32 protein-coding genes are annotated in these 25,961 nt (G+C 64.3%); 29 read left to right on the top strand and 3 right to left on the bottom strand.

The window, feature by feature from the left end; translation table 11 throughout:
* The first annotated feature begins 151 nt into the window (after window positions 1–151).
* The 3 genes from rpe to trpE all read left to right on the top strand — a co-directional run bounded on the left by rpe (window position 152) and on the right by trpE (window position 3,210).
* Window positions 152–826 carry a ribulose-phosphate 3-epimerase gene (gene rpe, locus G4G71_RS29745; protein WP_045212681.1) on the top strand — a complete coding sequence of 225 codons (675 nt, stop codon included), beginning with the start codon at window positions 152–154 and terminating at the stop codon, window positions 824–826.
* On the top strand, window positions 826–1,644 hold the full coding sequence (locus G4G71_RS29740; RefSeq protein ID WP_169942394.1) for a phosphoglycolate phosphatase: 819 nt from the start codon (window positions 826–828) through the stop codon (window positions 1,642–1,644). The genes rpe and G4G71_RS29740 overlap by 1 nt, the downstream gene beginning before the upstream one ends.
* Before the next feature lie 72 nt (window positions 1,645–1,716).
* The gene (gene trpE / locus G4G71_RS29735; protein ID WP_169942391.1) at window positions 1,717–3,210 is read left to right on the top strand and encodes an anthranilate synthase component I; all 1,494 of its coding nucleotides are present in this window, start codon (window positions 1,717–1,719) and stop codon (window positions 3,208–3,210) included.
* Between the two features lie 265 nt (window positions 3,211–3,475).
* On the opposite strand, the gene G4G71_RS29730 is transcribed toward trpE, so the two are convergent.
* On the bottom strand, window positions 3,476–3,802 hold the full coding sequence (locus tag G4G71_RS29730) for a pyocin activator PrtN family protein (protein WP_054908044.1): 327 nt from the start codon (window positions 3,800–3,802) through the stop codon (window positions 3,476–3,478).
* Window positions 3,803–3,923: 121 nt separating this feature from the next.
* On the bottom strand, window positions 3,924–4,694 hold the full coding sequence (locus G4G71_RS29725; protein ID WP_169942389.1) for an XRE family transcriptional regulator: 771 nt from the start codon (window positions 4,692–4,694) through the stop codon (window positions 3,924–3,926).
* Between the two features lie 414 nt (window positions 4,695–5,108).
* On the opposite strand from G4G71_RS29725, the gene G4G71_RS29720 reads away from it, so the two are divergent.
* The 24 genes from G4G71_RS29720 to trpC all read left to right on the top strand — a co-directional run bounded on the left by G4G71_RS29720 (window position 5,109) and on the right by trpC (window position 23,315).
* Window positions 5,109–5,318, top strand: a complete 210-nt coding sequence (locus G4G71_RS29720) for a TraR/DksA C4-type zinc finger protein (protein WP_024763589.1) — start codon at window positions 5,109–5,111, stop codon at window positions 5,316–5,318.
* A 19-nt stretch (window positions 5,319–5,337) separates the two neighbouring features.
* The gene (locus tag G4G71_RS29715) at window positions 5,338–5,697 is read left to right on the top strand and encodes a PA0613 family protein (protein ID WP_169942387.1); all 360 of its coding nucleotides are present in this window, start codon (window positions 5,338–5,340) and stop codon (window positions 5,695–5,697) included.
* Between the two features lie 83 nt (window positions 5,698–5,780).
* Window positions 5,781–6,254, top strand: a complete 474-nt coding sequence (locus tag G4G71_RS29710; RefSeq protein WP_169942385.1) for a GNAT family N-acetyltransferase — start codon at window positions 5,781–5,783, stop codon at window positions 6,252–6,254.
* A gap of 316 nt (window positions 6,255–6,570) precedes the next feature.
* On the top strand, window positions 6,571–6,915 hold the full coding sequence (locus G4G71_RS29705; protein WP_169942383.1) for a phage holin family protein: 345 nt from the start codon (window positions 6,571–6,573) through the stop codon (window positions 6,913–6,915).
* A gap of 17 nt (window positions 6,916–6,932) precedes the next feature.
* Window positions 6,933–7,463 carry a hypothetical protein gene (locus G4G71_RS29700; protein WP_169942381.1) on the top strand — a complete coding sequence of 177 codons (531 nt, stop codon included), beginning with the start codon at window positions 6,933–6,935 and terminating at the stop codon, window positions 7,461–7,463.
* Window positions 7,460–8,023 (top strand): phage baseplate assembly protein V, encoded by a 564-nt coding sequence (locus G4G71_RS29695; RefSeq protein ID WP_169942379.1) that lies wholly within the window; start codon window positions 7,460–7,462, stop codon window positions 8,021–8,023. Before G4G71_RS29700 ends, G4G71_RS29695 begins: the two co-directional genes overlap by 4 nt.
* 109 nt (window positions 8,024–8,132) lie before the next feature.
* Window positions 8,133–8,459 (top strand): GPW/gp25 family protein, encoded by a 327-nt coding sequence (locus G4G71_RS29690; protein ID WP_169942377.1) that lies wholly within the window; start codon window positions 8,133–8,135, stop codon window positions 8,457–8,459.
* Window positions 8,456–9,346: a baseplate assembly protein gene (locus G4G71_RS29685; RefSeq protein WP_169942375.1), complete on the top strand. Its 891-nt coding sequence runs from the start codon at window positions 8,456–8,458 to the stop codon at window positions 9,344–9,346. The genes G4G71_RS29690 and G4G71_RS29685 overlap by 4 nt, the downstream gene beginning before the upstream one ends.
* Entirely contained in the window at window positions 9,339–9,872 is a 534-nt protein-coding gene (locus tag G4G71_RS29680; RefSeq protein WP_169942373.1) for a phage tail protein I, read from the top strand. The genes G4G71_RS29685 and G4G71_RS29680 overlap by 8 nt, the downstream gene beginning before the upstream one ends.
* Window positions 9,873–9,930: 58 nt before the next feature.
* Complete coding sequence (locus tag G4G71_RS30015) at window positions 9,931–12,492, top strand: phage tail-collar fiber domain-containing protein (protein ID WP_240964857.1); 2,562 nt, start codon at window positions 9,931–9,933, stop codon at window positions 12,490–12,492.
* Window positions 12,493–12,918 carry a tail fiber assembly protein gene (locus tag G4G71_RS29665; RefSeq protein WP_169942371.1) on the top strand — a complete coding sequence of 142 codons (426 nt, stop codon included), beginning with the start codon at window positions 12,493–12,495 and terminating at the stop codon, window positions 12,916–12,918.
* A 66-nt stretch (window positions 12,919–12,984) separates the two neighbouring features.
* Entirely contained in the window at window positions 12,985–14,145 is a 1,161-nt protein-coding gene (locus G4G71_RS29660) for a phage tail sheath subtilisin-like domain-containing protein (protein ID WP_169942369.1), read from the top strand.
* A gap of 12 nt (window positions 14,146–14,157) precedes the next feature.
* A complete protein-coding gene (locus G4G71_RS29655; protein WP_024763578.1) occupies window positions 14,158–14,661 on the top strand; it encodes a phage major tail tube protein in 504 nt (167 codons plus the stop codon).
* An 11-nt stretch (window positions 14,662–14,672) separates the two neighbouring features.
* Window positions 14,673–15,014, top strand: a complete 342-nt coding sequence (locus G4G71_RS29650; RefSeq protein WP_024763577.1) for a phage tail assembly protein — start codon at window positions 14,673–14,675, stop codon at window positions 15,012–15,014.
* A 155-nt stretch (window positions 15,015–15,169) separates the two neighbouring features.
* Complete coding sequence (locus G4G71_RS29645) at window positions 15,170–17,125, top strand: hypothetical protein (protein WP_169942367.1); 1,956 nt, start codon at window positions 15,170–15,172, stop codon at window positions 17,123–17,125.
* A gap of 9 nt (window positions 17,126–17,134) precedes the next feature.
* Window positions 17,135–18,040, top strand: a complete 906-nt coding sequence (locus G4G71_RS29640) for a phage tail protein (protein WP_169942365.1) — start codon at window positions 17,135–17,137, stop codon at window positions 18,038–18,040.
* A complete protein-coding gene (locus tag G4G71_RS29635; protein ID WP_024763574.1) occupies window positions 18,012–18,221 on the top strand; it encodes a tail protein X in 210 nt (69 codons plus the stop codon). The genes G4G71_RS29640 and G4G71_RS29635 overlap by 29 nt, the downstream gene beginning before the upstream one ends.
* A gap of 64 nt (window positions 18,222–18,285) precedes the next feature.
* On the top strand, window positions 18,286–19,290 hold the full coding sequence (locus G4G71_RS29630) for a phage late control D family protein (RefSeq protein ID WP_169942363.1): 1,005 nt from the start codon (window positions 18,286–18,288) through the stop codon (window positions 19,288–19,290).
* A 1-nt stretch (window position 19,291) separates the two neighbouring features.
* The gene (locus G4G71_RS29625) at window positions 19,292–19,921 is read left to right on the top strand and encodes a glycoside hydrolase family 19 protein (RefSeq protein WP_169942361.1); all 630 of its coding nucleotides are present in this window, start codon (window positions 19,292–19,294) and stop codon (window positions 19,919–19,921) included.
* Window positions 19,918–20,274, top strand: a complete 357-nt coding sequence (locus G4G71_RS29620; protein WP_169942359.1) for a hypothetical protein — start codon at window positions 19,918–19,920, stop codon at window positions 20,272–20,274. Before G4G71_RS29625 ends, G4G71_RS29620 begins: the two co-directional genes overlap by 4 nt.
* Window positions 20,271–20,522: a hypothetical protein gene (locus G4G71_RS29615; RefSeq protein ID WP_169942357.1), complete on the top strand. Its 252-nt coding sequence runs from the start codon at window positions 20,271–20,273 to the stop codon at window positions 20,520–20,522. The genes G4G71_RS29620 and G4G71_RS29615 overlap by 4 nt, the downstream gene beginning before the upstream one ends.
* Window positions 20,523–20,839: 317 nt before the next feature.
* Window positions 20,840–21,436 carry an aminodeoxychorismate/anthranilate synthase component II gene (locus G4G71_RS29610; RefSeq protein WP_017517337.1) on the top strand — a complete coding sequence of 199 codons (597 nt, stop codon included), beginning with the start codon at window positions 20,840–20,842 and terminating at the stop codon, window positions 21,434–21,436.
* Window positions 21,433–22,482 (top strand): anthranilate phosphoribosyltransferase, encoded by a 1,050-nt coding sequence (gene trpD / locus G4G71_RS29605; RefSeq protein WP_169942355.1) that lies wholly within the window; start codon window positions 21,433–21,435, stop codon window positions 22,480–22,482. The genes G4G71_RS29610 and trpD overlap by 4 nt, the downstream gene beginning before the upstream one ends.
* Entirely contained in the window at window positions 22,479–23,315 is an 837-nt protein-coding gene (gene trpC / locus G4G71_RS29600; RefSeq protein ID WP_045212629.1) for an indole-3-glycerol phosphate synthase TrpC, read from the top strand. The genes trpD and trpC overlap by 4 nt, the downstream gene beginning before the upstream one ends.
* A 144-nt stretch (window positions 23,316–23,459) precedes the next feature.
* Here the strand turns inward: trpC and crp are convergent, their stop codons facing one another.
* The gene (gene crp / locus G4G71_RS29595) at window positions 23,460–24,107 is read right to left on the bottom strand and encodes a cAMP-activated global transcriptional regulator CRP (protein WP_024763566.1); all 648 of its coding nucleotides are present in this window, start codon (window positions 24,105–24,107) and stop codon (window positions 23,460–23,462) included.
* A 374-nt stretch (window positions 24,108–24,481) separates the two neighbouring features.
* Here crp and G4G71_RS29590 point away from each other — a divergent pair, with 374 nt between their 5' ends.
* On the top strand, window positions 24,482–24,904 hold the full coding sequence (locus G4G71_RS29590; protein WP_015475289.1) for an OsmC family protein: 423 nt from the start codon (window positions 24,482–24,484) through the stop codon (window positions 24,902–24,904).
* A 223-nt stretch (window positions 24,905–25,127) separates the two neighbouring features.
* Window positions 25,128–25,922, top strand: coding sequence for an adenosylmethionine decarboxylase (gene speD / locus G4G71_RS29585; protein WP_024763565.1), 795 nt, complete (start codon window positions 25,128–25,130; stop codon window positions 25,920–25,922).
* The last annotated feature ends 39 nt before the right edge of the window (window positions 25,923–25,961 follow it).

Genomic DNA, 25,961 nt, shown 5'->3' with positions numbered 1-25,961 from the left:
CCGCGGCGGCGGGACCGGTCCGCGATTTTTTTTGCCTGAATTTCCGCCTGGGCTTGCCCCGCCCGGCATCGACTATCGGCCCAGTCCCCTTCCAGCCGTCCGAGCGGCTACAATGCGCGCCATCCGTGATTTCCGCCCACAGAGGTGCGCCATGCAACCCTACGCCATCGCTCCGTCGATCCTGTCCGCCGATTTCGCCCGCCTGGGCGAGGATGTGGACAAGGTGCTCGCCGCCGGCGCCGACATCGTCCACTTCGATGTGATGGACAACCACTACGTGCCGAACCTGACCATCGGCCCGATGGTCTGCACGGCCCTGCGCAAGTACGGCGTCACCGCGCCCATCGACGTGCACCTGATGGTTTCCCCGGTTGACCGCATCATCGGCGACTTCATCGAAGCCGGCGCCACCTACATCACCTTCCATCCCGAAGCCACCCAGCACATCGACCGTTCCCTGCAACTGATCAAGGACGGTGGTTGCAAGGCCGGTCTGGTATTCAACCCGGCCACCTCGCTGGACGCGCTGAAGTACGTGATGGACAAGATCGACATGGTCCTGCTGATGAGCGTGAACCCCGGCTTCGGCGGGCAGAAGTTCATCCCCGGCACCCTCGACAAGCTGCGTGAAGCCCGCGCGCTGATCGACGCTTCCGGCCGCGACATCCGCCTGGAAATCGACGGCGGGGTGAACGTGAAGAACATCCGCGAGATCGCCGCTGCTGGCGCCGACACCTTCGTCGCTGGCTCCGCCATCTTCAACGCACCGGACTACGCCGAGGTCATTCGCGCCATGCATGCCGAGCTGGCGCAGGCGCGCAAGTGATGAGCGCTGCACAACTGCCGTTCGCCGGGCTGCCGCGTCTGGTGATGTTCGACCTGGACGGCACCCTGGTGGACTCGGTCCCCGACCTCGCCGCGGCGGTGGACAAGATGCTGCTGGCGCTTGGGCGCCAGCCGGCCGGCCTGGACGCCGTGCGTCACTGGGTCGGCAACGGTGCGCGCGTACTGGTGCGCCGCGCCCTGGCGGGTGACATCGAGCATGAAAGTGTCAGCGAGGAAGACACCGAGCGCGCACTGGAACTCTTCATGGACGCCTACGCCGACAGCCATGCGTTGACCGTGGTCTACCCCGGCGTCATCGAGACCCTGAAGTGGCTGAAGAAGCGCGGCGTCGAGCTGGCGCTGATCACCAACAAGCCCGAGCGCTTCGTCGGTCCGCTGCTGGACGAAATGAAGCTGGGGAAATTCTTCCGCTGGATCATCGGCGGCGACACCCTGCCGCAGCAGAAGCCCGACCCGGCTGCGCTGCTGTTCGTGATGAAGATGGCCGGCGTGTCGGCGGAACAGACCCTGTTCGTCGGCGACTCGCGCAACGACATCCTTGCCGCCAAAGCCGCTGGCGTTCGCAGCGTTGGCCTGAGCTACGGCTACAACCATGGCCGCCCCATCGCCGAGGAAACCCCGACGCTGGTGCTCGACGACCTGCGCCATCTGCTGCCTTGCTTCGACTCGAGCAAAGCGATAGTGTTGCCCGACTCCGCTTCAAAACCCGCTCAGCGAGACAGCACCGTGGAAACGGCTCCCCACACACTCTGGATGAAGGTCATCAAGGCCCTGGCCCGCTGGCGCTGGCGCGCCTGACCTCCTTTGGCCGGTTCGCCCGGCGCGTGTGTGCACCCAAGTCCGTTACCTCCTCATTCCACGAGGCTGATCATGACCCGCGAAGATTTCCAGCGCCTGGCCGCCGAAGGCTACAACCGCATTCCGCTGACCTGCGAAACCCTTGCCGACTTCGACACCCCGCTGTCGATCTACCTCAAGCTCGCCGACGGCCCGAACACCTACCTGCTCGAGTCCGTGCAGGGCGGCGAAAAGTGGGGCCGCTACTCGATCATCGGCCTGCCCAGCCGCACCGTGCTGCGCGTCTACGGCCACCAGGCGAGCATCAAGGTCGATGGCGCCGAGACCGAGAGCTTCGAATGCGCCGATCCGCTGGCCTTCGTCGAGGAGTTCAAGGATCGCTACCGCGTGCCGACTATCGCAGGCCTGCCGCGCTTCAACGGTGGACTGGTCGGCTACTTCGCCTATGACTGCGTGCGCTACGTCGAGCCGCGCCTGGCGCAGTGCCCGAACCCGGACCCGCTGAACAATCCGGACATCCTGCTGATGGTCTCCGACGCCGTGGTGGTGTTCGATAACCTTGCCGGCAAGATGCACGCGATTGTCCTCGCCGACCCAGCCCAGGCCGACGCCTACGACAAGGGGCTGGCGCAACTGGATGAACTGCTGGAGCGCCTGCGCCAGCCGATCACCCCGCGCCGCGGCCTGGACTTCAGCGCGGTCAACGCACCGGAGCCGCAGTTCCGCGCCAGCTTCACCCGCGAGGATTACGAGCGGGCGGTGGACACCGTGAAGGAGTACATCCTCGCCGGTGACTGCATGCAGGTCGTGCCGTCGCAGCGCATGTCCATCGACTTCGCCGCCGCGCCGATTGACCTGTACCGTGCGCTGCGCTGCTTCAACCCGACGCCCTACATGTACTTCTTCAACTTCGGCGACTTCCACGTCGTGGGCAGCTCACCGGAAGTGCTGGTGCGCGTCGAGGACGGCGAAGTCACCGTACGCCCCATCGCCGGCACCCGCCCGCGTGGCGCGACCGAAGAAGCCGACCGCGCGCTGGAAGAGGACCTGCTGTCCGATGCCAAGGAAATCGCCGAGCACCTGATGCTCATCGACCTGGGCCGCAACGACGTCGGTCGCGTGTCGCAGACCGGCAGCGTGAAGGTCACCGAGCAGATGGTGATCGAGCGTTACTCCAACGTCATGCATATCGTTTCCAACGTGAACGGCCAGCTCAAGCCGGAGCTCTCGGCGATGGACGCCCTGCGCGCCATCCTGCCGGCCGGCACCCTGTCCGGCGCGCCGAAGATCCGTGCGATGGAAATCATCGACGAGCTGGAGCCGGTCAAGCGTGGCGTCTACGGCGGTGCCGTGGGCTATCTCGCGTGGAATGGCAACATGGATACCGCCATCGCCATTCGCACCGCGGTGATCAAGAACGGCGAACTCCACGTGCAAGCCGGCGGCGGCATCGTCGCCGACTCGGTCCCGGCAGCGGAGTGGGAAGAAACCATCAACAAGCGCCGTGCGATGTTCCGCGCCGTGGCTCTGGCCGAGCACACCGCGCGTTTGCACGGTAACGATTGAGTCGCTGACTCGACTGAAAAGCCCCGCTTCGGCGGGGCTTTTTCTTTTCGTAGGAGCGGACTCCGTCCGCGATATCCAGCTACGAGTCGCGCCGGGAGCTATCGCGGACGGAGTCCGCTCCTACGCGATACATCAGGTTCCCTGACTCGGCTTTCGCGCAGTCGCCGGCTGCTCTGTGTAGGAGCGAGCTTGCTCGCGAACCGATCAACATCGGAGCACCCGGCCAACGCCGTTCGCGAGCAAGCTCGCTCCTACAAGAGCCTGATCACCCGGCCTGGCGCGCCTCCATCACCTGAAGACCCGACTTGCGCTGAACCAAGGCAGCATTCGCCTGCTGCGAGCGCTCCTCCACATACGCAGCGAGATGATCCACCGCGACGTACTGCATCGCCTTGTGGCTGTCATCCAACGTGGTCACCGGCAGGGCGATGCGGCCGCAGGACAGTGCCTTGCTGAAATTCTCCCGGTTCAGGTTGCGGAACCAGCGCTCGCGTACCTGCTCCAGCGGCACCAGGACGTCTCCGAAGATCTGATACACCAGGCTCACCGTCTCCGGGCGCGGGGCGGGGCGAATATCGGCGGTCGACTGCATGGGACTCTCCTGTTCCGATGGTGGTGGCGACAGGAGAAAATATAGCAAAGGTTGTATTTCTTTTCAATCGCCGCGCAGAGAAAACCCCGCCGAAGCGGGGTTCATGACCAGCATGCGACGCTCAGCGAACCAGGGTCGGTGCGCGGCGATGGCGCACCGTCGACCACCAGAACACCCAGCCGATCATGCGGATCTGCCCGCTGTCGAACTGCTCCGCCGGGTATTCCTCGTCAGGGTATTCGTCGCGGTTGAAGCTGCGCAGGCGGATGCCGCCGCCAGGCAGGCGATAGACGAACTTCACCCGCAGCATGCCTTCGTGCTCCAGGGCGTAGATCTCGCCGTCGGTGATGTGCGTGGTGGCCGTGTCGATGCCGATGGTGGAGCCATCCATGATCAGCGGCTCCATGCTGTTGCCGGTGAGCTGGGCACAGATCGCCGCCGCTGGGTCGACTCCCGCCGCGCGCAAGGTGGCGTACGAGAAACGCAGCTTGCGCCCCTCTATCTCGCGCACCGCGGTGCGGCCGGCGCCGGCTGCCAGTTCCACTTCCTTGTACAGGCGTAGTTCCACTTCGTCCTCGTCCAGCGGTGTGTCGCTATCCCATGGGTGCAGCGGTTCCAGCCGTAGCGGGCTGCCATCGGCCGGGCGCACTACCGGCGTGCTGGTGCTGGCCGCCGGCGAACCTTCGCCGGTGGCCAGCCAGGTCGGCGAGACGCCCAGGGCGCTGGCGATCTCGATCAGCTTGCGCGTGCTCTGCGCCTTTCCCGAGGTCAGCTTGTGGATGGTGTTCTGCGAAACCCCGGCAGCTTCAGCCAGGGTTTCCTGCTTCAGGTTACGCGAGGCCATCGCCTGTTTGAGGCGGTCTGCCAGCGTCGATGAGGGTGGGTTTTCCATGGGGGCACTCTACCTCCTGGGTTGTAGGCTGTAAATAGCTTTGGTGTTGACTAAGTATAGCTATAGTTGTAATCATAAAAACCAGCAGCCGACCGAAGAGATGAATACCGGTTCGGCTGAAGGGAGGCGAACGGCTTCCCCCTCACCGCGGCAAGGACGCTGCGGGTTGCCTGCGAACCGCGATGCGCGGCGCAGGCTGGAGGGCGCGGGCAGGCCAGGGAGGTGCTGCCCGCGCAACGGCAAGGGACGCCGCCACGATGGTCAGGCGTCCGCGACGAACAGATCGCGACTGACCACCACAGGCCGACCGAAGGCTCGGCGACCACGGAGGGCAGGTCGCCAGGAGGACCTTCATGAATCAACACCTGCAACACGCCGGGCATTGCGCACACGCCGTCGATACGGAGGTGCGCCGTGGCTGATATCGCTGACTACGCCAACGACCTGGTGCTCGACCGGATCGAAGACCTGCTGCACAGCCGCCGCTCTCGCCTGGCGGTCAGCTCCGCCGAGTATTGCGAAGACTGCGGCGACGATATTCCACCCGCACGTCGACTGGCCGCGCCGGGCTGCACGCGGTGCATCGACTGCCAGGCAATGGACGAACTGGAGCGGCGGCACTGAGCCGCCAGGGAGCAATGCCGTGATCAAGCCGATCGATGAAATGCTCAAGCTCTGGGCCGAGGAAATGCACAATCCGGGTAGCGCGGGCGGTGGTTACGCCGGCGGCAACCTCCTGGCGATGATGATCGCCAACAAGGGCGAAATGATCCGCGGCACCCGGGGTAGCAAGGTGATCCTCGACCGCGTCGCCGAACTGGACCTGATCATCAACCAGTTGCCGGACGAGCAGAAGGATGTGGTCACGGAGCACTACCTCAACCGCGACAGCGAAGCCGCACAGAAGTACCGGCACTGCCGCTGCAGCCGCAACACCTTCTATCTGCGCCTGCATGTGGCGCACCAGAGCATCCAGTCGCGACTGATGCGCCGCGTCGCCTGAGTCCTTCCTGCCCTTCTCCGAAGCCCGGCCCTGCGCCGGGCTTCGTGCATTCCACGGGGTGCCTTGAGCTATGCTCGCGCCCCATGAAAACGCCTATTCTTCTCCGCCGCGCAGAACCGGTCGACGCCGATGCCATCCTGCGCATCCTCGGCGAAACCTATGAAGCCACCTGGAAGCCCGCGCTCAGTGCCCAAGCCATCGCGCGCTTCGAGTCTTCCGCACATACCGTCGCCTATTTGCGCGAGCGCCTGCCGCATTTCCAGGTCGCCTGCATCGATGGCGAGATCGTCGGCCTGCTCGATTGGCGCGACGACTTCATCGATGCCCTGCACGTCTCACCCGGCCAGCAGCGCCGCGGCATTGGTGCTGTGTTGCTGGATCACGCGGAGCGGAATATCCGCGCAGCAGGTTTCGCCCGGGCCCGGCTGGAGACCGACACCTTCAACCAGCAGGCGCGCGCTTTCTATGGCAAGCAGGGCTATGCGGAGGTCGATTTCTACCCGGATGAGGAGTGGCACAGCGGCTTTACCACCGTGCTGATGAGCAAGGTGCTCTGAAATTTCAGACGCTGGATTTCGGCGTTTCGGCGGCACATTGCGGTGTGTCATCTGCGTATTGCAGCGCATTCCCTAAGAAGCCTTGTTCCGGCGGGAATCGGGGGGTAAAAAGTAGTCATTCTTGTAAAGGTGCGTCCCCAGGGAGCACAACGCGAAACCCCGAAAAGCCCGGCCTCAGCGCCGGGCTTTTTCATGCCCGCGTTTTTTTGAACCGCCGATTCGGCGGGCGGCCGGCGAGCTTGCCGGCAGTGATCCCCGGCCGGCTGATAGCCGCCGGTTTCGCCCGTTCGCGGGCGTCTTTATCCAAGGTGAGCCAATGGGCAACGAACCTCAGACCCTGGCCGATGTGCCTTTGTGGGGGCTGATCCTGCTCGCGGTGGCGGGCGGCATCAGCGGTGAAATGTGGCGCGCCGACAAGGCGGGCCTGGGCGGCTGGCGATTGCTGCGACGCCTGGCGCTGCGCTCCGGCGCTTCCATCGTCTGTGGCATGGCGGTGATGTTCCTGGCCATGTCCTGCGGGGCCTCGCTGACGCTGGCCGCGGCCATCGGCAGCCTGACTGCGGCGGCCGGCGCGGAGATCGCCGTCGGCCTCTATGAGCGCTGGGCGGCGAAGCGCCTGGGCGTCTGCGAACTGCCGCCAAGCGAGCGCGGACAAGAGTGATGCTTCAAGGAGACGACATGTCCGAACAACCTTTGACCCTCGCCCTGCTGCTCGACACGGTGGAGCAGGCGCTATCCACGCGATTGACCGAGATCGGCGCCTTTCTGCGTGGCCCACTCAAGCAAGCACCGGCGACACTTCCTGCGCTGGCGCTGGAGTACGCCGGCCTGCTGCCCGGCCGCGATCCCGGCAATGGGCAGACAGCTCTAGTCTGCCGGCTCCAGGCGCGCATTCTGGTAGCAAAAGATAACGCGCAATCCGAGGCTTTTGCACTGCGCAACGTCGCCGCGCTGGCCATGCTGTTGCGCGCGCAGAACTGGGGGCTGGAACTGGAGCCGGTCAGCTTCATCCAGGCCCAGCCGGACAGCGAGAGTCCGGCGCTGGCGACGTGCCGGGCCTGGCTGGTCGAGTGGCAGCAACCGGTATTGCTCGGTGAAACGGAATGGCCTTGGGAAGACCAGCCGCCGGGCAGCCTGGTGCTGGGGTTCGATCCCGAGACCGGTCCCGGTCATGAGGACGACTACTTCGACCCTGGAGCGCTGCAATGAACCAGGACTACGTGAGCGCCGAGCACGACCGCATGCTGGCCGCGCTGGTCATGCCATGCGAGGTGGTAGCGGTGGACCTGGCGGCAGCGCGGGTGCGTGTGCGGTCCGGCGAGTGGACCAGCGCCTGGGTGCGCTGGCATGCACAGGCCGCTGGTGCCGCTCGGCACTGGCGCGCGCCGAGCCTGGGCGAGCAGGGCGTATTGCTGAGCCCGTCAGGCATGGCCGCGATGGGCACCTTCGTGCCCGGCTTGTTCGGCGCGGCAGCGGCTGCACCGAACAATCGCGGCGAGGTGGAGAGCTGGCATTTCCCCGATGGCGCGGTGTTGAGCTACGACTGGCAGGCGCATCGCTACGACCTGCAACTGCCTGCCGGCAGTGCAACGGTGAAGGTCGGGGGCACCCAGGTGGTGATCGATCCGGGGGCGGTGACCGTCACTGCCGCGAATATCCAGCTGACCGGGCCGGTGAACATCAAGGGAGCGCTGACGGTGAACGGCAATATCAGCAGCACCGGTTCGATCATGGACACCGCCGGCAACAGCAATCACCACACCCACTGACGAATGTCGATTTTCAACCCGGGCCCGCCATGTGCGGGCCTTTGCATTTCTGGAGACCTGCCATGGGCAAAGATTCCTGTGCGCACCCCGAGTGGCGGAGGGCGCGGCCATGATCGGCATGGATCGGCGCAACGGCCAGCCGCTCAGTGGGCTGGCACACCTGAAACAATCCATCGAGGACATCCTCGGCACGCCGCTGGGCAGTCGACGCATGCGCCCCGAGTACGGCAGTCGCCTGCGGCGCATGGTCGACCTGCCGGTGACCGAGGGCTGGAAGGGAGCAGTACAGGCGGAAGTAGCCCGCGCCATCGGCCGCTGGGAGCCGCGCCTGCGCCTGAGTTCCGTGCAGGTGACGGCGGTGATGGGCGGTAGCGTCTCGCTGCGCTTGCGCGGCATCTACCTGGGTGACGAAGTCGGTCTGGAGGTGGCGGCATGAGCCTCATCGACCTGTCCCAGCTGCCCGCCCCGGAAGTGGTGGAAAACCTCGACTACGAGAGCCTCTACGACGAGCTGCTGGCGGATTTCCGCAGTGCCATGGGTGAGGCCTGGAACGCCGCGCTGGAGTCCGATCCGGTGGTCAAGCTGCTGGAGCTGGCGGCCTACCGCGAGCTGCTGCTGCGCGCCCGGATCAACGACGCCGCCCGTGCCGTGATGCTCGGTTATGCGACGCAGGGCGACCTCGATCAACTGGCCGCCGGTTACAACGTCAAGCGCCTGGTGATCCAGCAGGCGGACGCCACCACCTCGCCGCCGACACCGGCCGTGCTGGAGGGCGACGACTCGCTGCGCAACCGCACCCAGTTGGCCTTCGATCAGCTTTCGGTGGCCGGCCCGCGCAACGCCTACGTGGCCTTCGCGCTCGGCGCCGACGGGCGCATCGCCGACGTCTCGGCGGTCAGCCCGCAGCCGTGCGAAGCACTGGTCAGCGTGCTGTCCTCCGAGGGCAACGGCGCTGCCTCGGAAGAGCTGCTCCAGGCGGTGCGCATGGCTCTGAACGATGAGGATGTGCGCCCGGTAGGCGACCGTCTCACGGTGCAGTCCGCCGCCATCGTGCCTTACCAGGTCGATGCCGTGCTCTATATCTACCCGGGGCCGGAGGCCGAGCTGATCCAGCAGGCTGCCGAAGCTTCGCTGCAGAGCTACATCGCTACCCAGCGCCGCATCGGCCGGGATATCCGCCGCAGCGCGCTGTTTGCCGCCCTGCATGTGGAAGGCGTGCAGCGCGTCGAACTGGCGAAGCCGGCGGCGGACGTGGTGCTCGACTCCACCCAGGCGGCTTATTGCAGCGGCTACCAGATCCGCGTCGGTGGCTCCGATGAGTAGCCGCCTGCTGCCGATCAACTCGACGCCGCTGGAGCGTGCGCTGGCCGATGTGCAGGTCGGTGACCTGCCAGTGCCCCTGCGCGAGCTGATGGACCCGCAACGCTGCCCGGTCGCGCTGCTGCCGTATCTCGCCTGGGCCTGGTCGGTGGACCGCTGGGATCCGGCCTGGAACGAGGCGGTGAAGCGCAAGGCGGTGGCCGCTGCGTTTCGCATCCATCAGCACAAGGGAACCATCGCCGCGCTCCGGCGGGTGATTGAGCCGCTGGGTTACCTCATCGAGGTAATCGAGTGGTGGCACATGGAGCCCAAGGGCGAGCCCGGTACCTTTCGACTGCGCATCGGCGTACTCGACAGCGGTATCAGCGAAGAGATGTACCAGGAGGTAGAGCGTCTTATTGATGACGCTAAGCCTCTTACCAGACACCTCATTGGGCTAGATATCAGCGTGGAACCGTTGGGGCCGCTCTACGTCGGCTCGGTCGTTTATGACGGGGACACCATCACCGTTTTCTCCAGCCCTCCGTAATCGGGTGGCAACAGTCCTCTGGACTGAAATCTGACATCGACTGCTTGAGTGTCCAATCATGGCCGTAACCTACTACGCACTCCTCACTACCATCGGTGCCGGCAAGCTGGCGAATGCCACTGCGCAAGGCACCACTCTGAAGATTACCCAGCTTGCTGTGGGCGACGGCGGAGGTACCGTACCCACGCCTGATGCCGGTCGTACTGCGCTGGTCAACGAGGTGCGTCGTGCACCTCTGAACAGCCTTGATGTCGATCCGAGCAATAGCTCACGCATCATTGCCGAGCAGATCATTCCCGCCGATGTGGGCGGTTGGTGGCTTCGTGAACTCGGTCTGTACGACGAGACGGGGGCTCTGGTCGCCTATGCCAACTGCGCGCCCTCGTACAAACCGCAATTGGCCGAAGGCAGCGGCCGCACACAGACCGTCCGCATGGTGTTGCTCGTCAGCAACACGTCGTCGGTTCAACTGACCGTCGATCCCAGCGTGGTCCTGGCGACTCGGGACTATGTGGACGGTGCAATCGTCAGTGCCATGAATCGCACGGACTACAAGCAGTCCGTGCGCACGGCAACCACTGCCAACATCACTTTGAGCGGGATCCAGAGCGTGGACGGCGTCGCGCTGATCGCTGGCGACAGGGTACTGGTCAAGAACCAGACGACCGCCAGCGAGAACGGCATCTACGTTGCCGCCAGCGGAGCTTGGAAGCGTAGCGAGGACTGCGACGAAAATGCCGAGGTGACCCCGGCTCTGACTGTCTCTGTCGAAACTGGGACAGCCCAGGCCGATACGGTGTGGCAGCTGGTCACCGATGCGCCCATTGCTCTGGGTGCGACTGCACTGACATTCCAGAACATCACTAACGGGTTGGCGCGACTGGCGTCGCCGGCTTTCTCCGGCAACCCCACGGCTCCGACACCGGATGCATCGGACAACGACACCAGTCTTGCTACCACGGCATTCGTGCGGAATGCGATGGCAGCCTATGGCCTCGCGACAACTTCTCTGAACAGTGCTCAGGCAAATGACCTGGATGATCCATCGCTGCTTTCCGGACTCTACTTCGTTCCAAGCACCGCGACGGGGACACCAATCGTGGCGCAAGGCGGGTTGATTCATCGAGTTTACGGTGCAGGCGGATTCCAGATATTCGTGCTGTATAGCGGGGATCGCACCTGGATTCGCCGTAGGGGAACTTCCGCTTGGGGACCTTGGCGGGAGAATGCCTTCCTGGATAGCCCCGTATTCAGTGGGGCTCCGATGGCTCCGACAGCCGCAAGTGATCGGGCAGACAATGCTTTGGCTACGACTGGGTATGTCTGGAATGTCCTGCGGGAGAAGATCGGTCTTGGAGGTGCGGGAGCCGCCCCGACTCTTGCGGATGTGGACGATGTGACTGCCGCTGCAGGGTTCTATTATGTCACGGCCAGCGCAGCAGGCACTCCACTTGCGAACTCAGGCTTGGTTCTGCACAAGGTCTATGGAACAGCCGGTTTCCAGCTCTTCCAGCCATACGGCGTGGAGCGCATCTTCTACCGACGCCGCAATGGCACTTGGCAGGCCTGGCAGGAGTTCAGTACCACTGCTTCCGTGCAAGCCACTCTGCAAGGTGCGGGGCTGGCAAGTGCTACTACGGGCAGTGTTCCAGCTGATGCGGATGCACTGGCTAACCTGAAATCGGGAATGTATTACCTCCCAGGACCTGTATCGCCGTATCCGAATACCAACGCCTTTGTCATCCGGGTGACCTACAACGGCAGCCGCGGTTTTGAGCTGATGAATGCCCCTTACACCGATCGGTTCTGGGGGCGATCCAGCAACAGTGATGGGAGCTGGCGAACGCCAGTGGAGCTGGCGAAGGTCGACTCGCAGGCACTGACTGGCGTCCCAACAGCACCCACTGCTGCTGCCGGGAGTAACAGCGCACAATTGGCTACCACTGCCTTTGTGTCGACGGCTGTTGCAAATCTAGTCGGCGGTGCGCCGGCCTCGCTGGATACGCTCAAGGAGCTTGCCGCAGCGTTGGGCAATGACCCCAGTTTCGCAGCGACCGTTACCAACGCACTCGCGGGCAAGGCCGGTAAAGCAACAACGCTGGGGGGCTACGGGATCACCGACGGAGCTTCCAGGGAGGGGATCGCCGTTGGCATAGGTCATGATGGCGGCAACGTCTACTGCAGGAAAACAGATGGCGGAACTCATTATCTTCAGAGCTGGCTGGGCTTTGTCCCGGTTCGCCAAGGTGGTGGCAATGCCCAGGGTACCAATACGGTTTACATCGGGTGGGCGCAGAACGGCACCGGGGCACGAATCCAGGTTGATGCCCTTGATCTGGGCTACCTCTGGACGGACATGCACGGCCTGTCGCGTCTGGCAGCAAACTCTGCAACCGGCGCCGTCGGGACGTATGCGCTCTTGCGAAACAATGCCGGCGGGGCGTTGGGCGCGGCGGCCGGGTCGGTCTCGGCGGGCGGCAGTCTGTTCTATACCAACATCGCCGGAGACACCAATGGAGTGAAGAACTTCGCTGGTGGGACCTGGCGTCTGATGGGCCAGCTCTATAGTGACAACAACAGCGGAACTGGCGGGGCCAGTCTGTTCCTGAGGATCGCGTGAATGTTGAATTTCTTGAAAGCCAGCCAACCATTCTGGGTGGACGAGGCGCAGACCGGCATATCGTTGCTGGTGACCTTCGAAGGCTTGGGCGAGGTGCCTTTCACGGCAACGCCCAATGACGGCGAGGCCCATGGGCGCGAGATTTTCCAGAAGGCAATAGCTGGAGAATTCGGTGACATTGCGCCCTGCGCTGTGCCTACGAGTGGGCAACTGATAGCGGAAATCTCTTACCAGAAGAGTCATCTGCTGCAGCAGGCCGCAGAAAAGATCGCCCCGCTGCAGGACTCGGTGGAGCTCGGGATTGCTACCCCGGAGGAAATCCAGAGGCTGCATGACTGGAAAGTTTACCGAGTTGAAGTCAACCGGGTGGAGCAACAGCCCCACTATCCTCAAACCCTTATGTGGCCTCAGTTGCCGGAGCAGTAATCGCTTCGCACGAGCCATTAACAGAACCCGCCCAGTGCGGGTTTTTTTATGTCTGGAGAAAACCCTATGAGCTTCTTTCACGGCGTCACCGTGACCAATGTCGACGTCGGTGCGCGCACCATTGCGCTGCCGTCGTCCTCGATCATCGGCCTGGTGGATACCTTCACCCCCGATAGCAAGCTGACCGCACAGGCGGACATGCCCGTGCTGCTCACCAACCTGCGTGAAGCGGCCGCCGCCTTCGGTACCGCATCGGCCATCTACAAGTCCTGCACCGCCATCTTCACCCAGTCCGCCGCAGTGGTCGTGGCCGTCGGCGTGACGAAGGTCGAGGATGCTGCGCAGCAGACTTCCTCGATCATCGGCAGCGTCACCGAAGCCGGCCAGCGTACCGGCCTGCAGGCGCTGCTCGATGGCAAGTCGCGCTTCAATGCCCAGCCGCGTCTGCTGATCGCGCCGAAGCATTCCGCCACTCAGGCGGTCGGCACTGCCATGGGCGCGCTGGCCGAGAAGTTGCGCGCCATCGCCATCGTCGACGGCCCCAACACCACCGACGAGGAGGCCATTGCCTACGCCGAAGAGTTCGGCAGCAAGCGCATTTACCTGGTCGATCCGGGCGTGCAGTACTGGGATACCGCCAGCAGCGCCACAGTTGACGCACCGGCATCCGCCAACGCCGCCGCGCTGTTCGCCTGGACCGACAGCCAGTACGGCTTCTGGTCCTCGCCGTCGAACAAGGAACTGCTCGGCATCACCGGTACCGGCCGGCCCATCGAATTCCTCGACGGCGACGAGACCTGCCGCGCCAACCTGCTCAACAACGCCAACATCACCACCATCATCCGCGACGACGGCTACCGCCTGTGGGGCAACCGCACCCTCTCCAGCGACGCCAAGTGGGCCTTCGTGACCCGCGTGCGGACCATGGACATGGTGATGGACGCGATCCTCGCCGGGCACAAGTGGGCGGTCGACCGTGGCATCACCAAGACCTACGTGAAGGATGTCACCGAGGGCCTGCAGGCCTTCATGCGCGACCTGAAGAACCAGGGCGCGGTGATCGACTTCGAGGTCTATGCCGACCCGGAACTCAACACCGCCAGCCAACTGGCCCAGGGCAAGGTGTACTGGAACATCCGCTTCACCGACGTACCGCCTGCCGAGAACCCCAACTTCCGCGTCGAGGTGACCGACCAGTGGCTCACCGAAGTCCTGGACGCAGCTTAAGGAGAACCCCAGATGATTCCGCAGATCCTGACCAATACCAACCTCTTCGTCGACGGCGTCAGCTTTGCCGGTGACGTGCCCTCCCTGACCCTGCCGACCCTCAAGGTGAAGACCCAGGAGTACCGTGCCGGTGGCATGGACGCTCCGGTCCTGCTCGACGTCGGCCTGGAGGCCATGGAGGCAAAGTTCACCACCAACGGCGCGCGCCGCGAGGCCATGAAGTTCTTCGGCCTGAGCGACCAGGGGGCATTCAACGGCACCTTCCGCGGCTCCTTCAAGACCCAGAAGGGCGGCACCGTTCCGGTAGTCGCCACCGTCCGTGGCCTGCTCAAGGAGATCAACCCGGGCGACTGGAAAGCCGGCGACCTGGCCGCCTGCACTTACAGCGTGGCGGTCACCTACTACAAGCTGGAAGTCGAGGGTCGCGAGATGTTCGAGATCGACCCGGCCAACTCGGTGCGCAAGATCGACGGCGTCGACCAGCTCGCCGCCATGCGTAACGACCTGGGCGTCTGAGGAGAGCCGTGATGCAAGACTCTGTCAAACAGCCCGCGTGGCTGAGCCTTTCCGAGGACGCGGCGGTGGTGAAGCTGTCCCGTCCGACCTCCTGCAATGGCGTCGATGTGGACGTCCTCACCCTGCGTGCGCCGACCGTGCGTGACATCCGCCTGGCCAGCAAGGTGGCCAGTGATGACGAGGAGCGCGAGCTGCAACTGTTCGCCTCGCTGGTGCAGGTCAGCCGTCAGGACCTGGAGGGGCTCAAGCTCAGCGATTACCAGCGCCTGCAACACGCCTACTTTCGCCTGGTGCGAGAGGACGACGATGAGCTTCGCGCTGATGCGCCAGCTGGCGCGGCGACTGGCGACTGAGTCGGGCTTCACGGCCGGCGAACTGGAGTGCATGACCCTCAGCGACCTGCGTTGGTGGCTGGGGGACGAGGCGGGCTAGTTCGCCCTGGCGGAGCGTCGGGTGACCGGCGCTCCCTTGTCGTTGAAGTGACGAATGTCGTCAGAGGGCGAGTGAAATGGAAATGAGTGAAAAGCCGGACGTGCTGGTGGCGGCTGTCGTCGGTCTGGGCAGCACGCTCGGCCGGGTGATAACGGACTCCGCCGTGCGCCTGGGAACCCTCGTTGGAAAACTGGATGCAAGTCTGCCCATGCGCACGCTGGTGGATGGCATCGATGCCGTTCTGGACAACCAGGATGTCCGCCATCGCGCCAGTGAGCGCAACGCGGGGGAAACCAGGCTGGCGCTGCGACGGATCATCGATCTGCTGGGGCTGCGGCCGGCAGAGGTTCGCTTGCCGAAAATCACCGTCGCTGTAGCGCCAGGGGCGAGCGCACCGGCGAACGATTGGCAGCGAATGGAAACGGCGACAAAGTCGTTGGCCGAGCTGAACTCTGTCGGTGATGTCGCGCGATCCTCCCTGAGCGCGAGCCTCGCGTTTCGTGGGCGTCTGATGCAGGTTCGCGAAGCGGCAGGGCAACCCTACGACCCGGTCGCCGAGGCGGCATTGGGCAAGCGCGTTGTGACGGCGGCGGATGCTGCTGCGATGCCCCACGAAAAGGTGCTGGACCTGGCGCAGGCGATGGCCGAGAGCAAGGTGCCGCTCCGCGATATGGACACGATGTTGCCGGTGGCGGCCAGGTTCGCCCAGGGACAGGGCGTGTCGACGCAAACGGCAGCACAACTGATCAGCGCCCTGCAGCAGAAGGGAGGCATCAACAATGCCGCCGATCTGGAGCGTGCGTTGAGTGCAGTGGCGTGGCGTGGTCAGAAGGAAGCGCCGTCGGTCGAGCTGTTCAGCCGCGATCTGCTTGGCAGCCTGGCCTCGTTGCGGCCAGGAGACTCGCAGAAGACTGAGGCTTTGTTGCAGACCAGGCAGTCCCTGGCTGCCGCCCCGGCCGACCTGTTGCAGCAGGGCGTCAAGCAACATCAGGATTCTCCGCTGGGGCAGCTGGAGGCCAGCGAGCAGAAGATTTCCGGCGCCATGCTGGGAATTGGTGATGCCGTGCTCAGCCATCAGGGCGCCCTGGAGTTTGTCGGTGGTGGTCTGCTGGCGCTGAAGTCACTGATCGACGCAAAGAAATTCGTCGAGGACGCCAATGATGCGATGCCCTGGAACTGGGGCAGGCGCGAGGTCCAGGATGTCTTCGTCACCAACTGGCCAACTGGCGGGTTGGGTGACTTCTCTGATGGCAGACCCAAAGGCAAGAGCAAAGGCAAAGGCACCGGCAAAGCGAAAACTGGCGGCTCGGGCAATGCGGCGCGTGGCGGTATCTTCCAGCGCGCCCGGTCCACCCTGGGACGCGCCGCCGGAGTCGCCTCCGGATGGATCGGCCGCGCGGCAAAATCCGTGCGCTCTTCGCGTGTCGGCCGCGCCGCTGGCGGCATTCTGCGCCGTGGCACAGCAGTGGTGCGAAGCGTAGGCGCCTCCGGAGTCGAGAGGGCGGTGAGTGGACTGGCGCGGGGACTGGGAGCGGGGCTGCGACGCTTCGGTCCGGTCAGTGCTGCGATGGCGATTGCCGATGCTGCCTCGGTCTATGCCAGTGATCAGTCGCCCGCGCAGAAGGCGGTTGGCTACGGCAAGGCCGGTGGTGCCGCCATTGGCGCGACAGTCGGTGCGGCTGTGGGCACACTGATCCCGATTCCGCTGGTGGGCACGCTGGTCGGAGGTTCCATTGGCGCAACCGTGGGCGAGTTGATCGGTGGCAAGGTCGGGGCGCTGTTCGGTCCGGCGGACGAGGCAGCGAAATCGCAGTCTGCCGCGCCGGCTCCGGCAACTCCGGTCGCCGCAGCTATGGCCGCCAACGCTCCAGCCAACTGGACCTTCTCGCCGCAGGTGAGCATCAACGTGGCGGGCAACATCGTCAATCCGCAGCAACTGTTGGATGAGCTGGTCCCGGCAATGCGCCGGCTGATCGCCGAGGCCCAGCAGGAAAGGCAGCGCAATGCGCTGTTCGACACCGTCGTTATGTAGGGAGGCCCCATGACCTATCTGGAACAGTTCAATACCGGCCTCGGGATGATTGCGGGCGCTGCCACGGCCGCCCGGCGCGACCTGGAGCAGGTCGCCGCACCGGTGGACAAGGCGATGCTGCACATTCGCAGCGGCGTCGCGGCGCTCGAAGGTCTGCCCGGGGTTACACCTGAGGCGGCAGCCAAGCTCAAGCGCGTCACCGATGGCATCGTCCGTGCCCAGGGCAAGCTGCAGGACGGGGTGAAGAAAGCCCAGGCCGAGCAGGAAAAGCTGCAGAAGAACCTCGACAAGGCCAGGCAAGTGGCAGCCGAGGTCAACGAGCACGTGGAGAAGCTGGGAGAAGAGATCAGCAACGCCGGCCAGGCGGTGAACAAGGTGCTGGGCAAGATTGATCCGCGCCTGAAGGACATCCTGCCAAGCTCGGTGCTGGCACCCAGGCTCGACCCTTCCGAGCAGATGTGCAAGGTGCCGCAGCACCTGTTGATCATGACCCCGTTGAAGTCGACCGAGCAGACTTACTACTTCAACGTCGACACCACTGGCTTCCAGCGACTGACCCGCACCAGCAGCTATGCCTGGAAGGACCAGGCACGGCTTGGCCGGCGCAGCGCGCAGCAGAGCGTCGGCCTGGGCCCGGAAACGCTCACGCTCAATGGCGTGGTCATGCCGCTGTTCATCCGTGCCGGCGACACCTCGCAGCGCGTCGGCTGGAACCAGCCGCGAACTCTGCGCGACATCGCCGCGTTGAGCGAGCCGGTCCATCTCGGCACCGGCCGCGGCGATGACCTGGGCAACTGGTGCCTGACCAAGATCACCGAGACGCAGGAGGCGTTGTTCGCCAATGGCGTGCCTCGTCAGCAAACCCTCGACCTGGAGTTCACCCGCTATGGCGACGACGATAGTCAGAAGCGCTGACGGCGACCTGCTGGACCGCCTCTGCTACCAGCGCTACGGGCATCTCAATGGCTGCGTGGAAGCTGTGCTGGATGCCAATCCCGGACTGGCCGACGAAGCTCAACCGTTACGGGGAGGCGTGATCATCCGCCTGCCGGAACTGCTCGTGCCGGCAGACCAGAGCGTGCGCTTGTGGGAGTGACCACCGGCATTCGCTTCAGTAACCAGGCCCCGCTCAAGCGGGGCCTTTTCATTCAAGGTGGCTTATGAAACCTGCCTTCCGCATCAGCGCCGACGGCGCGGACATTACTGCGCTGGTCAGCGACCGGTTGATCGAGCTGCAACTGACCGACAAGCCTGGCCTGGAGTCCGATACCTTCCAGATCACCATCGATGACCGCGATGGCGCCGTCACGCTGCCCCGGCGCGGCGCGGCGCTGGAAGTCTTCCTCGGCTACGACGGCGCGCCGCTTACGCGCATGGGCCGCTATGTGGTGGATACGCTGACCTACAGCGGCATGCCGGACAACCTGGTGATCAAGGGCAAGAGCGGGGACATGCGCGGGCAGGGCAAGGCCGCCCGCAGCGGCAGTTGGGAAGGCATGAGCCTGGCGAGCGTGGTGGCGGATATCGCTGCGCGCAATGGCTGGCGCGCAGCGTGCAATGTCGAGACAATGATCGCGCGCATCGACCAGATTCGAGAGTCGGACTTCAACTTCATCACCCGGCTGGCCCGGCAGTACGACTGCACCGCGAAGCTGGCCAACAACAGCCTGCTGGTGCAGCCGCGCCAGTCTGGCCGCAGCGCCAGTGGGCAGGCGCTGGAGATACCGGTGCTGGGGCGCGGGGACGTGGGTTCGTTCCGCTTTACCCTGGATGACCGGAAGGTCGTGGCAGCGGTGAAGGTGCCCTATCGCGGCACCGACGGCGTACAGAAGCAGGTTCGTGTGACCAACCCGGACGCGCCGTCACAAGTCGCCGCGGAGCATTGCGACCGCCACCCGCAGCCGGACGAGGCGGCCGCCCGGCGCGTCGCTGCGGCACGGTTGGCCGAGTTCAATCGCAACAGCGCCGAAGTGCAGTTGGACCTGCCCGGCCGCGCCGATCTGTTCGCCGAACTGACTATTGATCTGCAGGGCTTCAAGGCAGGGCTCGACGGTCGCTACCTGATCGATTCGGTCACCCAGCATTTTTCCGCAGGTGGCTGGACCACCACGGTGCAGTGCAACGGCGGGGCGCAAGGGAAGGGCAAGGCTGGGGAGGGCGGCTGATATGCAAATCGACGAACGCCAGCTGCTGCTGATCCTGCCCAACGCCCGCCCTGTCGCGGGCGTTTTTCTTCCGGCACTCGACGCCGCCATGGGGGATTTCGGAATCGACACGCCGCCGCGTGTTGCTGCCTTCATCGCCCAGGTCGGCCATGAAAGTGCCCATCTGACCCGCTGCGTGGAAAGCCTGACTTACAGCGCCCAGCGTCTGGCCGCCGTCTGGCCCCGGCGCTTCCGCAGCGCCGACGGCTCGCCCACGGCGCTGGCGCGAGAGGTGGCGTACCAGCCGGAGCGCATTGCCAACCTCGTCTACGCCGGGCGCAACGGAAACGGTGATGAAGCCTCTGGCGACGGCTGGCGCTTTCGTGGCCGCGGCCTGCTGCAGGTGACGGGGCGGAGCAACTACCGCTCGGTTGGCGAACGGCTCGCACAGCCCTTTGTCGCCCGCCCACAACTACTGGCGGAACCCCGCTGGGCGTGTCGGTCCGCCGCCTGGTGGTGGCAGCGCAACGGGCTTGGCGAGCTGGCGGACGCCGGACGCTTCGAGGACATTACCCGGCGTATCAATGGCGGGCTCAACGGCCAGGACGAGCGCGTACTGCTCTGGCGGCGCGCGCAGGAGGTGCTGGGATGAGCCGTTTCTGGCTGGCGCTGGGGGTGGCCGGCTTCCTGCTGGGTGGCCTGTTCGGCGGTTGGCTGGCGGCGCGCTTCTATGGCGGGCAATTGCAGGGCCTGCAGCTTGAGCAGGCACGCTGCAGCGAAGCCGGCAAGGCGCTGGAATCTCGGCTGGTGCTGCAGAACGAGCAGCTCGACGTGTTGGCAGAAACTTCCCGCCAGCGTGCGGAGGCCGCCGAGCGAGCCCTGGCCCAGGCCCGTGGCCTGGCGCAAAGCCATGAAGATGCCGCCAACCGATTGCTTCTGGAGCGCAGCGAGGGCGAAGAGTGCGCAGTGGTTCGTCAACTGATCGACCGGGAGCTGCTGCCATGAAAGTGCTCATGCTGATCGTTCCGCTGTTGCTCGCCGGTTGCGCCGCGACTTCACCCAAGCCTGTGGAAATCCGTATCCCTATCCCGGTGCCGTGCCAGACACCGGCCATCGAAGCTCCCCGATTCGCCACCACCGCCCTGCGCCCGACGGACGACCTGCAAACCAAGGTGCGTGCGCTGCTGGCCGAACGGCAGCAACACCTGGCCTACGAAACCCGCCTGCGTGCCGCCCTCCAGGCGTGCCAGTGAAATGTCCTACCTTCGTCGGCAGGGGCGCCGCGCGTATTGCGCTGGCGCCCGGCCTTGGGCTACTGTTCGGCCATCGCTAGGCGAGACCGCAACCGTGATCCACCGCACCCGCATCATCACCTCCCTCCTCAAGGCATTCGCCCGTTGGCGCTGGCGCGCCTGATTCCTTCTTTCCCGGCATAGCGCCGGTCTCTTCTTACGCGTCCATTTCTCCCATCCGCTGGCATAATTGCCAGATTCGCGCAGCCCGCGAGGCCGCAATGGGTGTCGACGATGGCGCGATCCGAAAGCAGTGCAATCATGAGGTTCGAGCAGACATGCTGCTGATGATCGATAACTACGATTCCTTCACCTACAACCTGGTGCAGTACTTCGCCGAGTTGAAGGCCGACATCCACGTCATTCGCAACGACGAATTGAGCGTCGACGAGATCGCCGCGCTCAACCCCGAGCGCATCGTCCTGTCCCCCGGTCCGTGCACCCCGAACGAAGCGGGTGTTTCCCTGGAAGTCATCGAACGCTTCGCCGGCAAGCTGCCGCTGCTGGGCGTGTGCCTGGGCCACCAGTCCATCGGCCAGGCCTTCGGTGGTGACGTGGTGCGGGCGCGCCAGGTCATGCACGGTAAGGTCAGCCCGGTGTTCCACAAGGACCTGGGTGTATTCGCCGGCCTGAACAACCCGCTGACCCAGACCCGCTATCACTCCCTGGTGGTCAAGCGCGAGACGCTGCCCGACTGCCTGGAGATCACAGCCTGGACGGCGCTGGAAGACGGCTCGGTCGACGAGATCATGGGCCTGCGCCACAAGACGCTGAACGTCGAGGGCGTGCAGTTCCACCCCGAGTCGATCCTCTCCGAACAAGGCCACGAGATGTTGGCCAACTTCCTCAAGCAGACCGGCGGGGTGCGCGCATGAATATCAAGGAAGCCCTCAACCGCGTGGTCAACCAGCTGGACCTGTCCACCGAGGAAATGCAGGACGTCATGCGCGAGATCATGACCGGGCAGTGCACCGACGCGCAGATCGGCGCCTTCCTCATGGGCATGCGCATGAAGAGCGAGACCATCGACGAAATCGTCGGCGCCGTCGCGGTGATGCGCGAGCTGGCCGACCAGGTCGAACTGGGCAGCCTCAAGCACGTGGTCGACGTGGTCGGCACCGGCGGTGACGGCGCGAACATCTTCAACGTGTCCTCGGCGGCGGCCTTCGTCGTCGCCGCGGCGGGCGGCAAAGTCGCCAAGCACGGCAACCGTGCGGTCTCCGGCAAGAGCGGCAGCGCCGACCTGCTGGAAGCGGCCGGCATCTACCTGGACCTCAAGCCGGTCCAGGTGAAGCGCTGCATCGAGACCGTCGGCGTCGGCTTCATGTTCGCCCAGGTCCACCACAAGGCCATGAAGCACGCCGCCGGCCCGCGCCGCGAGCTGGGCCTGCGTACCCTGTTCAACATGCTCGGCCCGCTGACCAACCCCGCTGGTGTGAAACACCAGGTGGTCGGCGTGTTCAGCCAGGCGCTGTGCCGTCCGTTGGCCGAGGTGCTCAAGCGCCTGGGCAGCGAGCACATCCTGGTGGTTCATTCGCGCGATGGCCTGGACGAGTTCAGCCTCGCCGCTCCGACCCATGTGGCCGAACTGAAGGACGGCGTGGTCACCGAGTACGAAGTGCAGCCGGAAGACTTTGGCATCAAGAGCCAGAGCCTGATCGGCCTGACTGTGGACAGCCCGCAGCAGTCGCTGGAGCTGATCCGTGATGCCCTTGGCCGTCGCAAGACCGAGGCCGGGCAGAAGGCCGCCGAGCTGATCGTGCTCAATGCCGGCGCTGCGCTCTACGCGGCGGACCTGGCGACCAGCCTGCACGAAGGCATGCAATTGGCCCACGACGCCCTGCACACCGGGCTGGCGCGGGAGAAGATGGAAGAGCTGGCGGCCTTCACCGCCGTTTACCGAGAGGAGAACGCACAGTGAGTGTGCCGACGGTTCTGCAGAAGATCCTGGCCCGCAAGGCCGAAGAAGTCGCTGATCGCCGCACCCGCGTGAGCATTGCCGAGCTGGAGCAGCTGGCGCGTGCCGCGGACGCACCCCGTGGTTTCGCCAATGCCTTGCTGGAACGCGCCAAGCGCCGCGAGCCGGCGGTGATCGCCGAGGTGAAGAAGGCGTCCCCGAGCAAGGGCATCCTGCGCGAGAACTTCGACCCCGCCGACATTGCCCGCAGTTACGAGGAGGGCGGCGCCGCCTGCCTCTCCGTGCTGACCGACATTGATTTCTTCCTCGGCAGCGACGCCTACCTCAAGGAAGCCCGCGCGGCCTGCACGCTGCCGGTGATCCGCAAGGACTTCCTGATTGACCCTTATCAGGTGGTGGAAGCCCGCGCCATCGGCGCCGACTGCATCCTGCTGATCGTCTCGGCGTTGGATGACGTGCGCATGGCCGAGCTGGCCTCGGTGGCCAAGGACGTCGGCCTCGACGTGCTGGTGGAAGTGCACGACGCCCCGGAACTGGAGCGCGCGCTGAAGACCCTGGACACTCCGCTGGTCGGCATCAACAACCGCAACCTGCACACCTTCGAAGTCAGCCTGGAGACCACTCTGGACCTGCTGCCGGAAATCCCGCGCGAGCGCATGGTGATCACCGAGAGCGGCATCCTCAACCGCGCCGATGTGGAGCTGATGGAAGTCAGCGACGTGTTCGGCTTCCTGGTCGGCGAAGCCTTCATGCGTGCCGACGAGCCGGGTACCGAGCTCAAGCGCCTGTTCTTCCCCGAGCGCAGCAAGGTCAAGCTGGGCGCCGATCCGGACTGACAGCCCTTATGTAGGAGCGAGCTTGCTCGCGAACTGCCCAGGCGCCCTAGCGGCCGGCAAGGGCTCGCGAGCAAGCTCGCTCCTACAGAGTCAGGACAACAAAAAAGCCGGCGATTGCCGGCTTTTTTGCATTCTGCGGATGCTTCAGCGGGTGCCGAAGACCACCATGGTCTTGCCTTTCACATGCACCAGGCCCTGTTCCTCCAGGCTCTTGAGCACGCGGCCGACCATCTCGCGGGAGCAGCCGACGATGCGGCCGATTTCCTGGCGGGTGATCTTGATCTGCATGCCGTCCGGGTGGGTCATGGCGTCCGGCTGCTGGCACAGGTCCAGCAGAGTGCGGGCGACGCGGCCGGTGACGTCGAGGAAGGCCAGGTCGCCGACCTTGCGCGTGGTCTTGCGCAGGCGATCGGCCATCTGGCTGCCCAGGGTGAAAAGAATCTCCGGATCCTGCTGGCTCAGTTCGCGGAATTTCGCGTAGCTGATCTCGGCGACTTCGCATTCGGTCTTGGCGCGGATCCAGGCGCTGCGCTCCTGGCCGGTGCTGCCTTCCTTCTCGAAGAGCCCCATCTCCCCGAAGAAATCGCCGGTGTTGAGGTACCCGATGATCATCTCGCGGCCGTCGTCGTCCTCGATCAGGACGGTGACCGACCCCTTGATGATGAAGAACAGGCTTTCGCAGCGGTCGCCAGCGTAGATGATGGTGCTCTTGGCGGTGAAGCGGCGGCGATGACAGTGCGCGAGCAACTTGTCGAGGTTCTTGATTTTGGGTGTGAGGGTAATAGCTACCATGCCCGAGTCCCGGAAAGAATAAAGAGTGGCCTTTGCACAACAGGCGCTAATGATTTTTTATGACCAGCTGTAGTGCCGTGCGTCCCTGGCTCGATCCCCCTCGATCCGCAGGGCGGCAGATTGCCTTGCTGAGCATTCTTGCGCGTACGTAAATCCGCAAGAGCTTAACAGACGACGTGTTACCAACAATCGGAAAGCTGGAACATTCGTGCGGGCAATTTCCTAGAGTGTGCCAGTAAACCGGCGCCAGCTTAAGTGATAAATGCATACTCGCCGTGTGGAAATGAGACCTGGGTAACAGCCGCAGGCCCCGGTGGGCGTGCTAGAGGGCTGTGTTAAGCTATCGCCCCTTTTTTCCGGCGGAGTCCTTTGCAATGAAAGCGCGAATCCAGTGGGCGGGCGAGGCCATGTTCCTCGGTGAATCCGGCAGCGGCCACGTGGTGGTAATGGACGGCCCGCCGGACGCCGGCGGCCGCAACCTGGGTGTGCGTCCGATGGAAATGCTCCTGCTCGGCCTCGGTGGCTGCACCAACTTCGATGTGGTCAGCATCCTGAAGAAAGGCCGTCAGCCGGTGGAGAGCTGTGAGGCCTTCCTCGAAGCCGAGCGCGCCGACGAAGACCCGAAGGTGTTCACCAAGATCCACGTGCATTTCGTGGTCAAGGGACGTGGTCTGAAGGAAGCGCAGGTCAAGCGTGCGGTCGAACTGTCGGCCGAGAAATACTGCTCCGCCTCGATCATGCTCGGCCGCGCCGGCGTCGAGATCACCCACGACTACGAGATCGTGGAACTGGGCTGACAGCTCCCTTCATCCTTTCATCATCAAGGGTGCGCAAAATCTGGCAGAGGTCGCCTGACCTCTGCATAATGCGCCACCTTTTTTCAGGGCCTTCCGCCCGAAACCAGAAACCACAATCGCCATCGCGAAGAGGTGTAAACCGTCCTACGCAGGTGCGCCGTACGCATCTGACGGGCATGCTCAACCACGCGGCAGAGCCGCATTTGATGAGAGTTCTCCCACGGTGAAAAGCAAACTCAAGCTCCACGGGTTCAACAACCTGACGAAGACCTTGAGCTTCAACATCTATGACATCTGCTACGCCGAGACGCCTGAAGACCAGCAGGCCTACGTGCAGTACATCGACGAAGAGTACGATGCCGAGCGTCTCACGCAGATCCTCACCGATGTTGTCGACATCATTGGCGCAAACATCCTGAACATCGCCCGTCAGGATTACGATCCGCAAGGCGCCAGCGTAACCATCCTGATCTCCGAGCAGCCGGTCACCCCGACCGACAGCCAGATCGAGGAATCCCCGGGGCCGCTACCGGAAACCATCCTGGCGCACCTCGACAAGAGCCATATCACCGTGCACACCTATCCGGAGATTCATCCGGTGGAAGGCATCGCGACCTTCCGAGTGGACATCGATGTGTCGACCTGCGGCGTCATCTCGCCGCTCAAGGCGCTCAACTACCTCATCCACCAGTTCGATTCGGACATCGTCACCGTGGATTACCGCGTGCGCGGTTTCACCCGTGACGTGGAAGGCAGGAAGCACTTCATCGACCACGAGATCAACTCGATCCAGAACTACCTCTCCGACGACACGTACGAGGCCTATCAGATGACCGACGTGAACGTGTACCAGGAGAACCTGTTCCACACCAAGATGCTGCTCAAGGAGTTCGACCTGGACAACTACTTGTTCGGCGATGCCACGAGCAACCTCTCGCCCGAGCAGCGCAAGCAGGTGGAAGAGCGTGTTCGGCACGAGATGCTGGAGATCTTCTACGCGCGCAACATGCCGCGCTGATCTCCGGCACGATGAAAAAGGGCGCCCAGTGGGCGCCCT

It is taken from the genome of Pseudomonas multiresinivorans (genome assembly GCF_012971725.1).
Classification (GTDB): domain Bacteria; phylum Pseudomonadota; class Gammaproteobacteria; order Pseudomonadales; family Pseudomonadaceae; genus Pseudomonas; species Pseudomonas multiresinivorans.
This window is presented reverse-complemented; position numbering and strand designations above follow the sequence as displayed.

Bases quoted from the DNA above. Each gene is read 5' to 3' on its own strand.
- rpe (WP_045212681.1), top strand. From the start codon at position 152: ATGCAACCCTACGCCATCGCTCCGTCGATCCTGTCCGCCGATTTCGCC.
- G4G71_RS29740 (WP_169942394.1), top strand. From the start codon at position 826: ATGAGCGCTGCACAACTGCCGTTCGCCGGGCTGCCGCGTCTGGTGATG.
- trpE (WP_169942391.1), top strand. From the start codon at position 1,717: ATGACCCGCGAAGATTTCCAGCGCCTGGCCGCCGAAGGCTACAACCGC.
- G4G71_RS29730 (WP_054908044.1), bottom strand. From the start codon at position 3,802: ATGCAGTCGACCGCCGATATTCGCCCCGCCCCGCGCCCGGAGACGGTG.
- G4G71_RS29725 (WP_169942389.1), bottom strand. From the start codon at position 4,694: ATGGAAAACCCACCCTCATCGACGCTGGCAGACCGCCTCAAACAGGCG.
- G4G71_RS29710 (WP_169942385.1), top strand. From the start codon at position 5,781: ATGAAAACGCCTATTCTTCTCCGCCGCGCAGAACCGGTCGACGCCGAT.
- G4G71_RS29705 (WP_169942383.1), top strand. From the start codon at position 6,571: ATGGGCAACGAACCTCAGACCCTGGCCGATGTGCCTTTGTGGGGGCTG.
- G4G71_RS29700 (WP_169942381.1), top strand. From the start codon at position 6,933: ATGTCCGAACAACCTTTGACCCTCGCCCTGCTGCTCGACACGGTGGAG.
- G4G71_RS29695 (WP_169942379.1), top strand. From the start codon at position 7,460: ATGAACCAGGACTACGTGAGCGCCGAGCACGACCGCATGCTGGCCGCG.
- G4G71_RS29690 (WP_169942377.1), top strand. From the start codon at position 8,133: ATGATCGGCATGGATCGGCGCAACGGCCAGCCGCTCAGTGGGCTGGCA.
- G4G71_RS29685 (WP_169942375.1), top strand. From the start codon at position 8,456: ATGAGCCTCATCGACCTGTCCCAGCTGCCCGCCCCGGAAGTGGTGGAA.
- G4G71_RS29680 (WP_169942373.1), top strand. From the start codon at position 9,339: ATGAGTAGCCGCCTGCTGCCGATCAACTCGACGCCGCTGGAGCGTGCG.
- G4G71_RS30015 (WP_240964857.1), top strand. From the start codon at position 9,931: ATGGCCGTAACCTACTACGCACTCCTCACTACCATCGGTGCCGGCAAG.
- G4G71_RS29665 (WP_169942371.1), top strand. From the start codon at position 12,493: ATGTTGAATTTCTTGAAAGCCAGCCAACCATTCTGGGTGGACGAGGCG.
- G4G71_RS29660 (WP_169942369.1), top strand. From the start codon at position 12,985: ATGAGCTTCTTTCACGGCGTCACCGTGACCAATGTCGACGTCGGTGCG.
- G4G71_RS29655 (WP_024763578.1), top strand. From the start codon at position 14,158: ATGATTCCGCAGATCCTGACCAATACCAACCTCTTCGTCGACGGCGTC.
- G4G71_RS29650 (WP_024763577.1), top strand. From the start codon at position 14,673: ATGCAAGACTCTGTCAAACAGCCCGCGTGGCTGAGCCTTTCCGAGGAC.
- G4G71_RS29645 (WP_169942367.1), top strand. From the start codon at position 15,170: ATGGAAATGAGTGAAAAGCCGGACGTGCTGGTGGCGGCTGTCGTCGGT.
- G4G71_RS29640 (WP_169942365.1), top strand. From the start codon at position 17,135: ATGACCTATCTGGAACAGTTCAATACCGGCCTCGGGATGATTGCGGGC.
- G4G71_RS29635 (WP_024763574.1), top strand. From the start codon at position 18,012: ATGGCGACGACGATAGTCAGAAGCGCTGACGGCGACCTGCTGGACCGC.
- G4G71_RS29630 (WP_169942363.1), top strand. From the start codon at position 18,286: ATGAAACCTGCCTTCCGCATCAGCGCCGACGGCGCGGACATTACTGCG.
- G4G71_RS29625 (WP_169942361.1), top strand. From the start codon at position 19,292: ATGCAAATCGACGAACGCCAGCTGCTGCTGATCCTGCCCAACGCCCGC.
- G4G71_RS29620 (WP_169942359.1), top strand. From the start codon at position 19,918: ATGAGCCGTTTCTGGCTGGCGCTGGGGGTGGCCGGCTTCCTGCTGGGT.
- G4G71_RS29615 (WP_169942357.1), top strand. From the start codon at position 20,271: ATGAAAGTGCTCATGCTGATCGTTCCGCTGTTGCTCGCCGGTTGCGCC.
- G4G71_RS29610 (WP_017517337.1), top strand. From the start codon at position 20,840: ATGCTGCTGATGATCGATAACTACGATTCCTTCACCTACAACCTGGTG.
- trpD (WP_169942355.1), top strand. From the start codon at position 21,433: ATGAATATCAAGGAAGCCCTCAACCGCGTGGTCAACCAGCTGGACCTG.
- crp (WP_024763566.1), bottom strand. From the start codon at position 24,107: ATGGTAGCTATTACCCTCACACCCAAAATCAAGAACCTCGACAAGTTG.
- G4G71_RS29590 (WP_015475289.1), top strand. From the start codon at position 24,482: ATGAAAGCGCGAATCCAGTGGGCGGGCGAGGCCATGTTCCTCGGTGAA.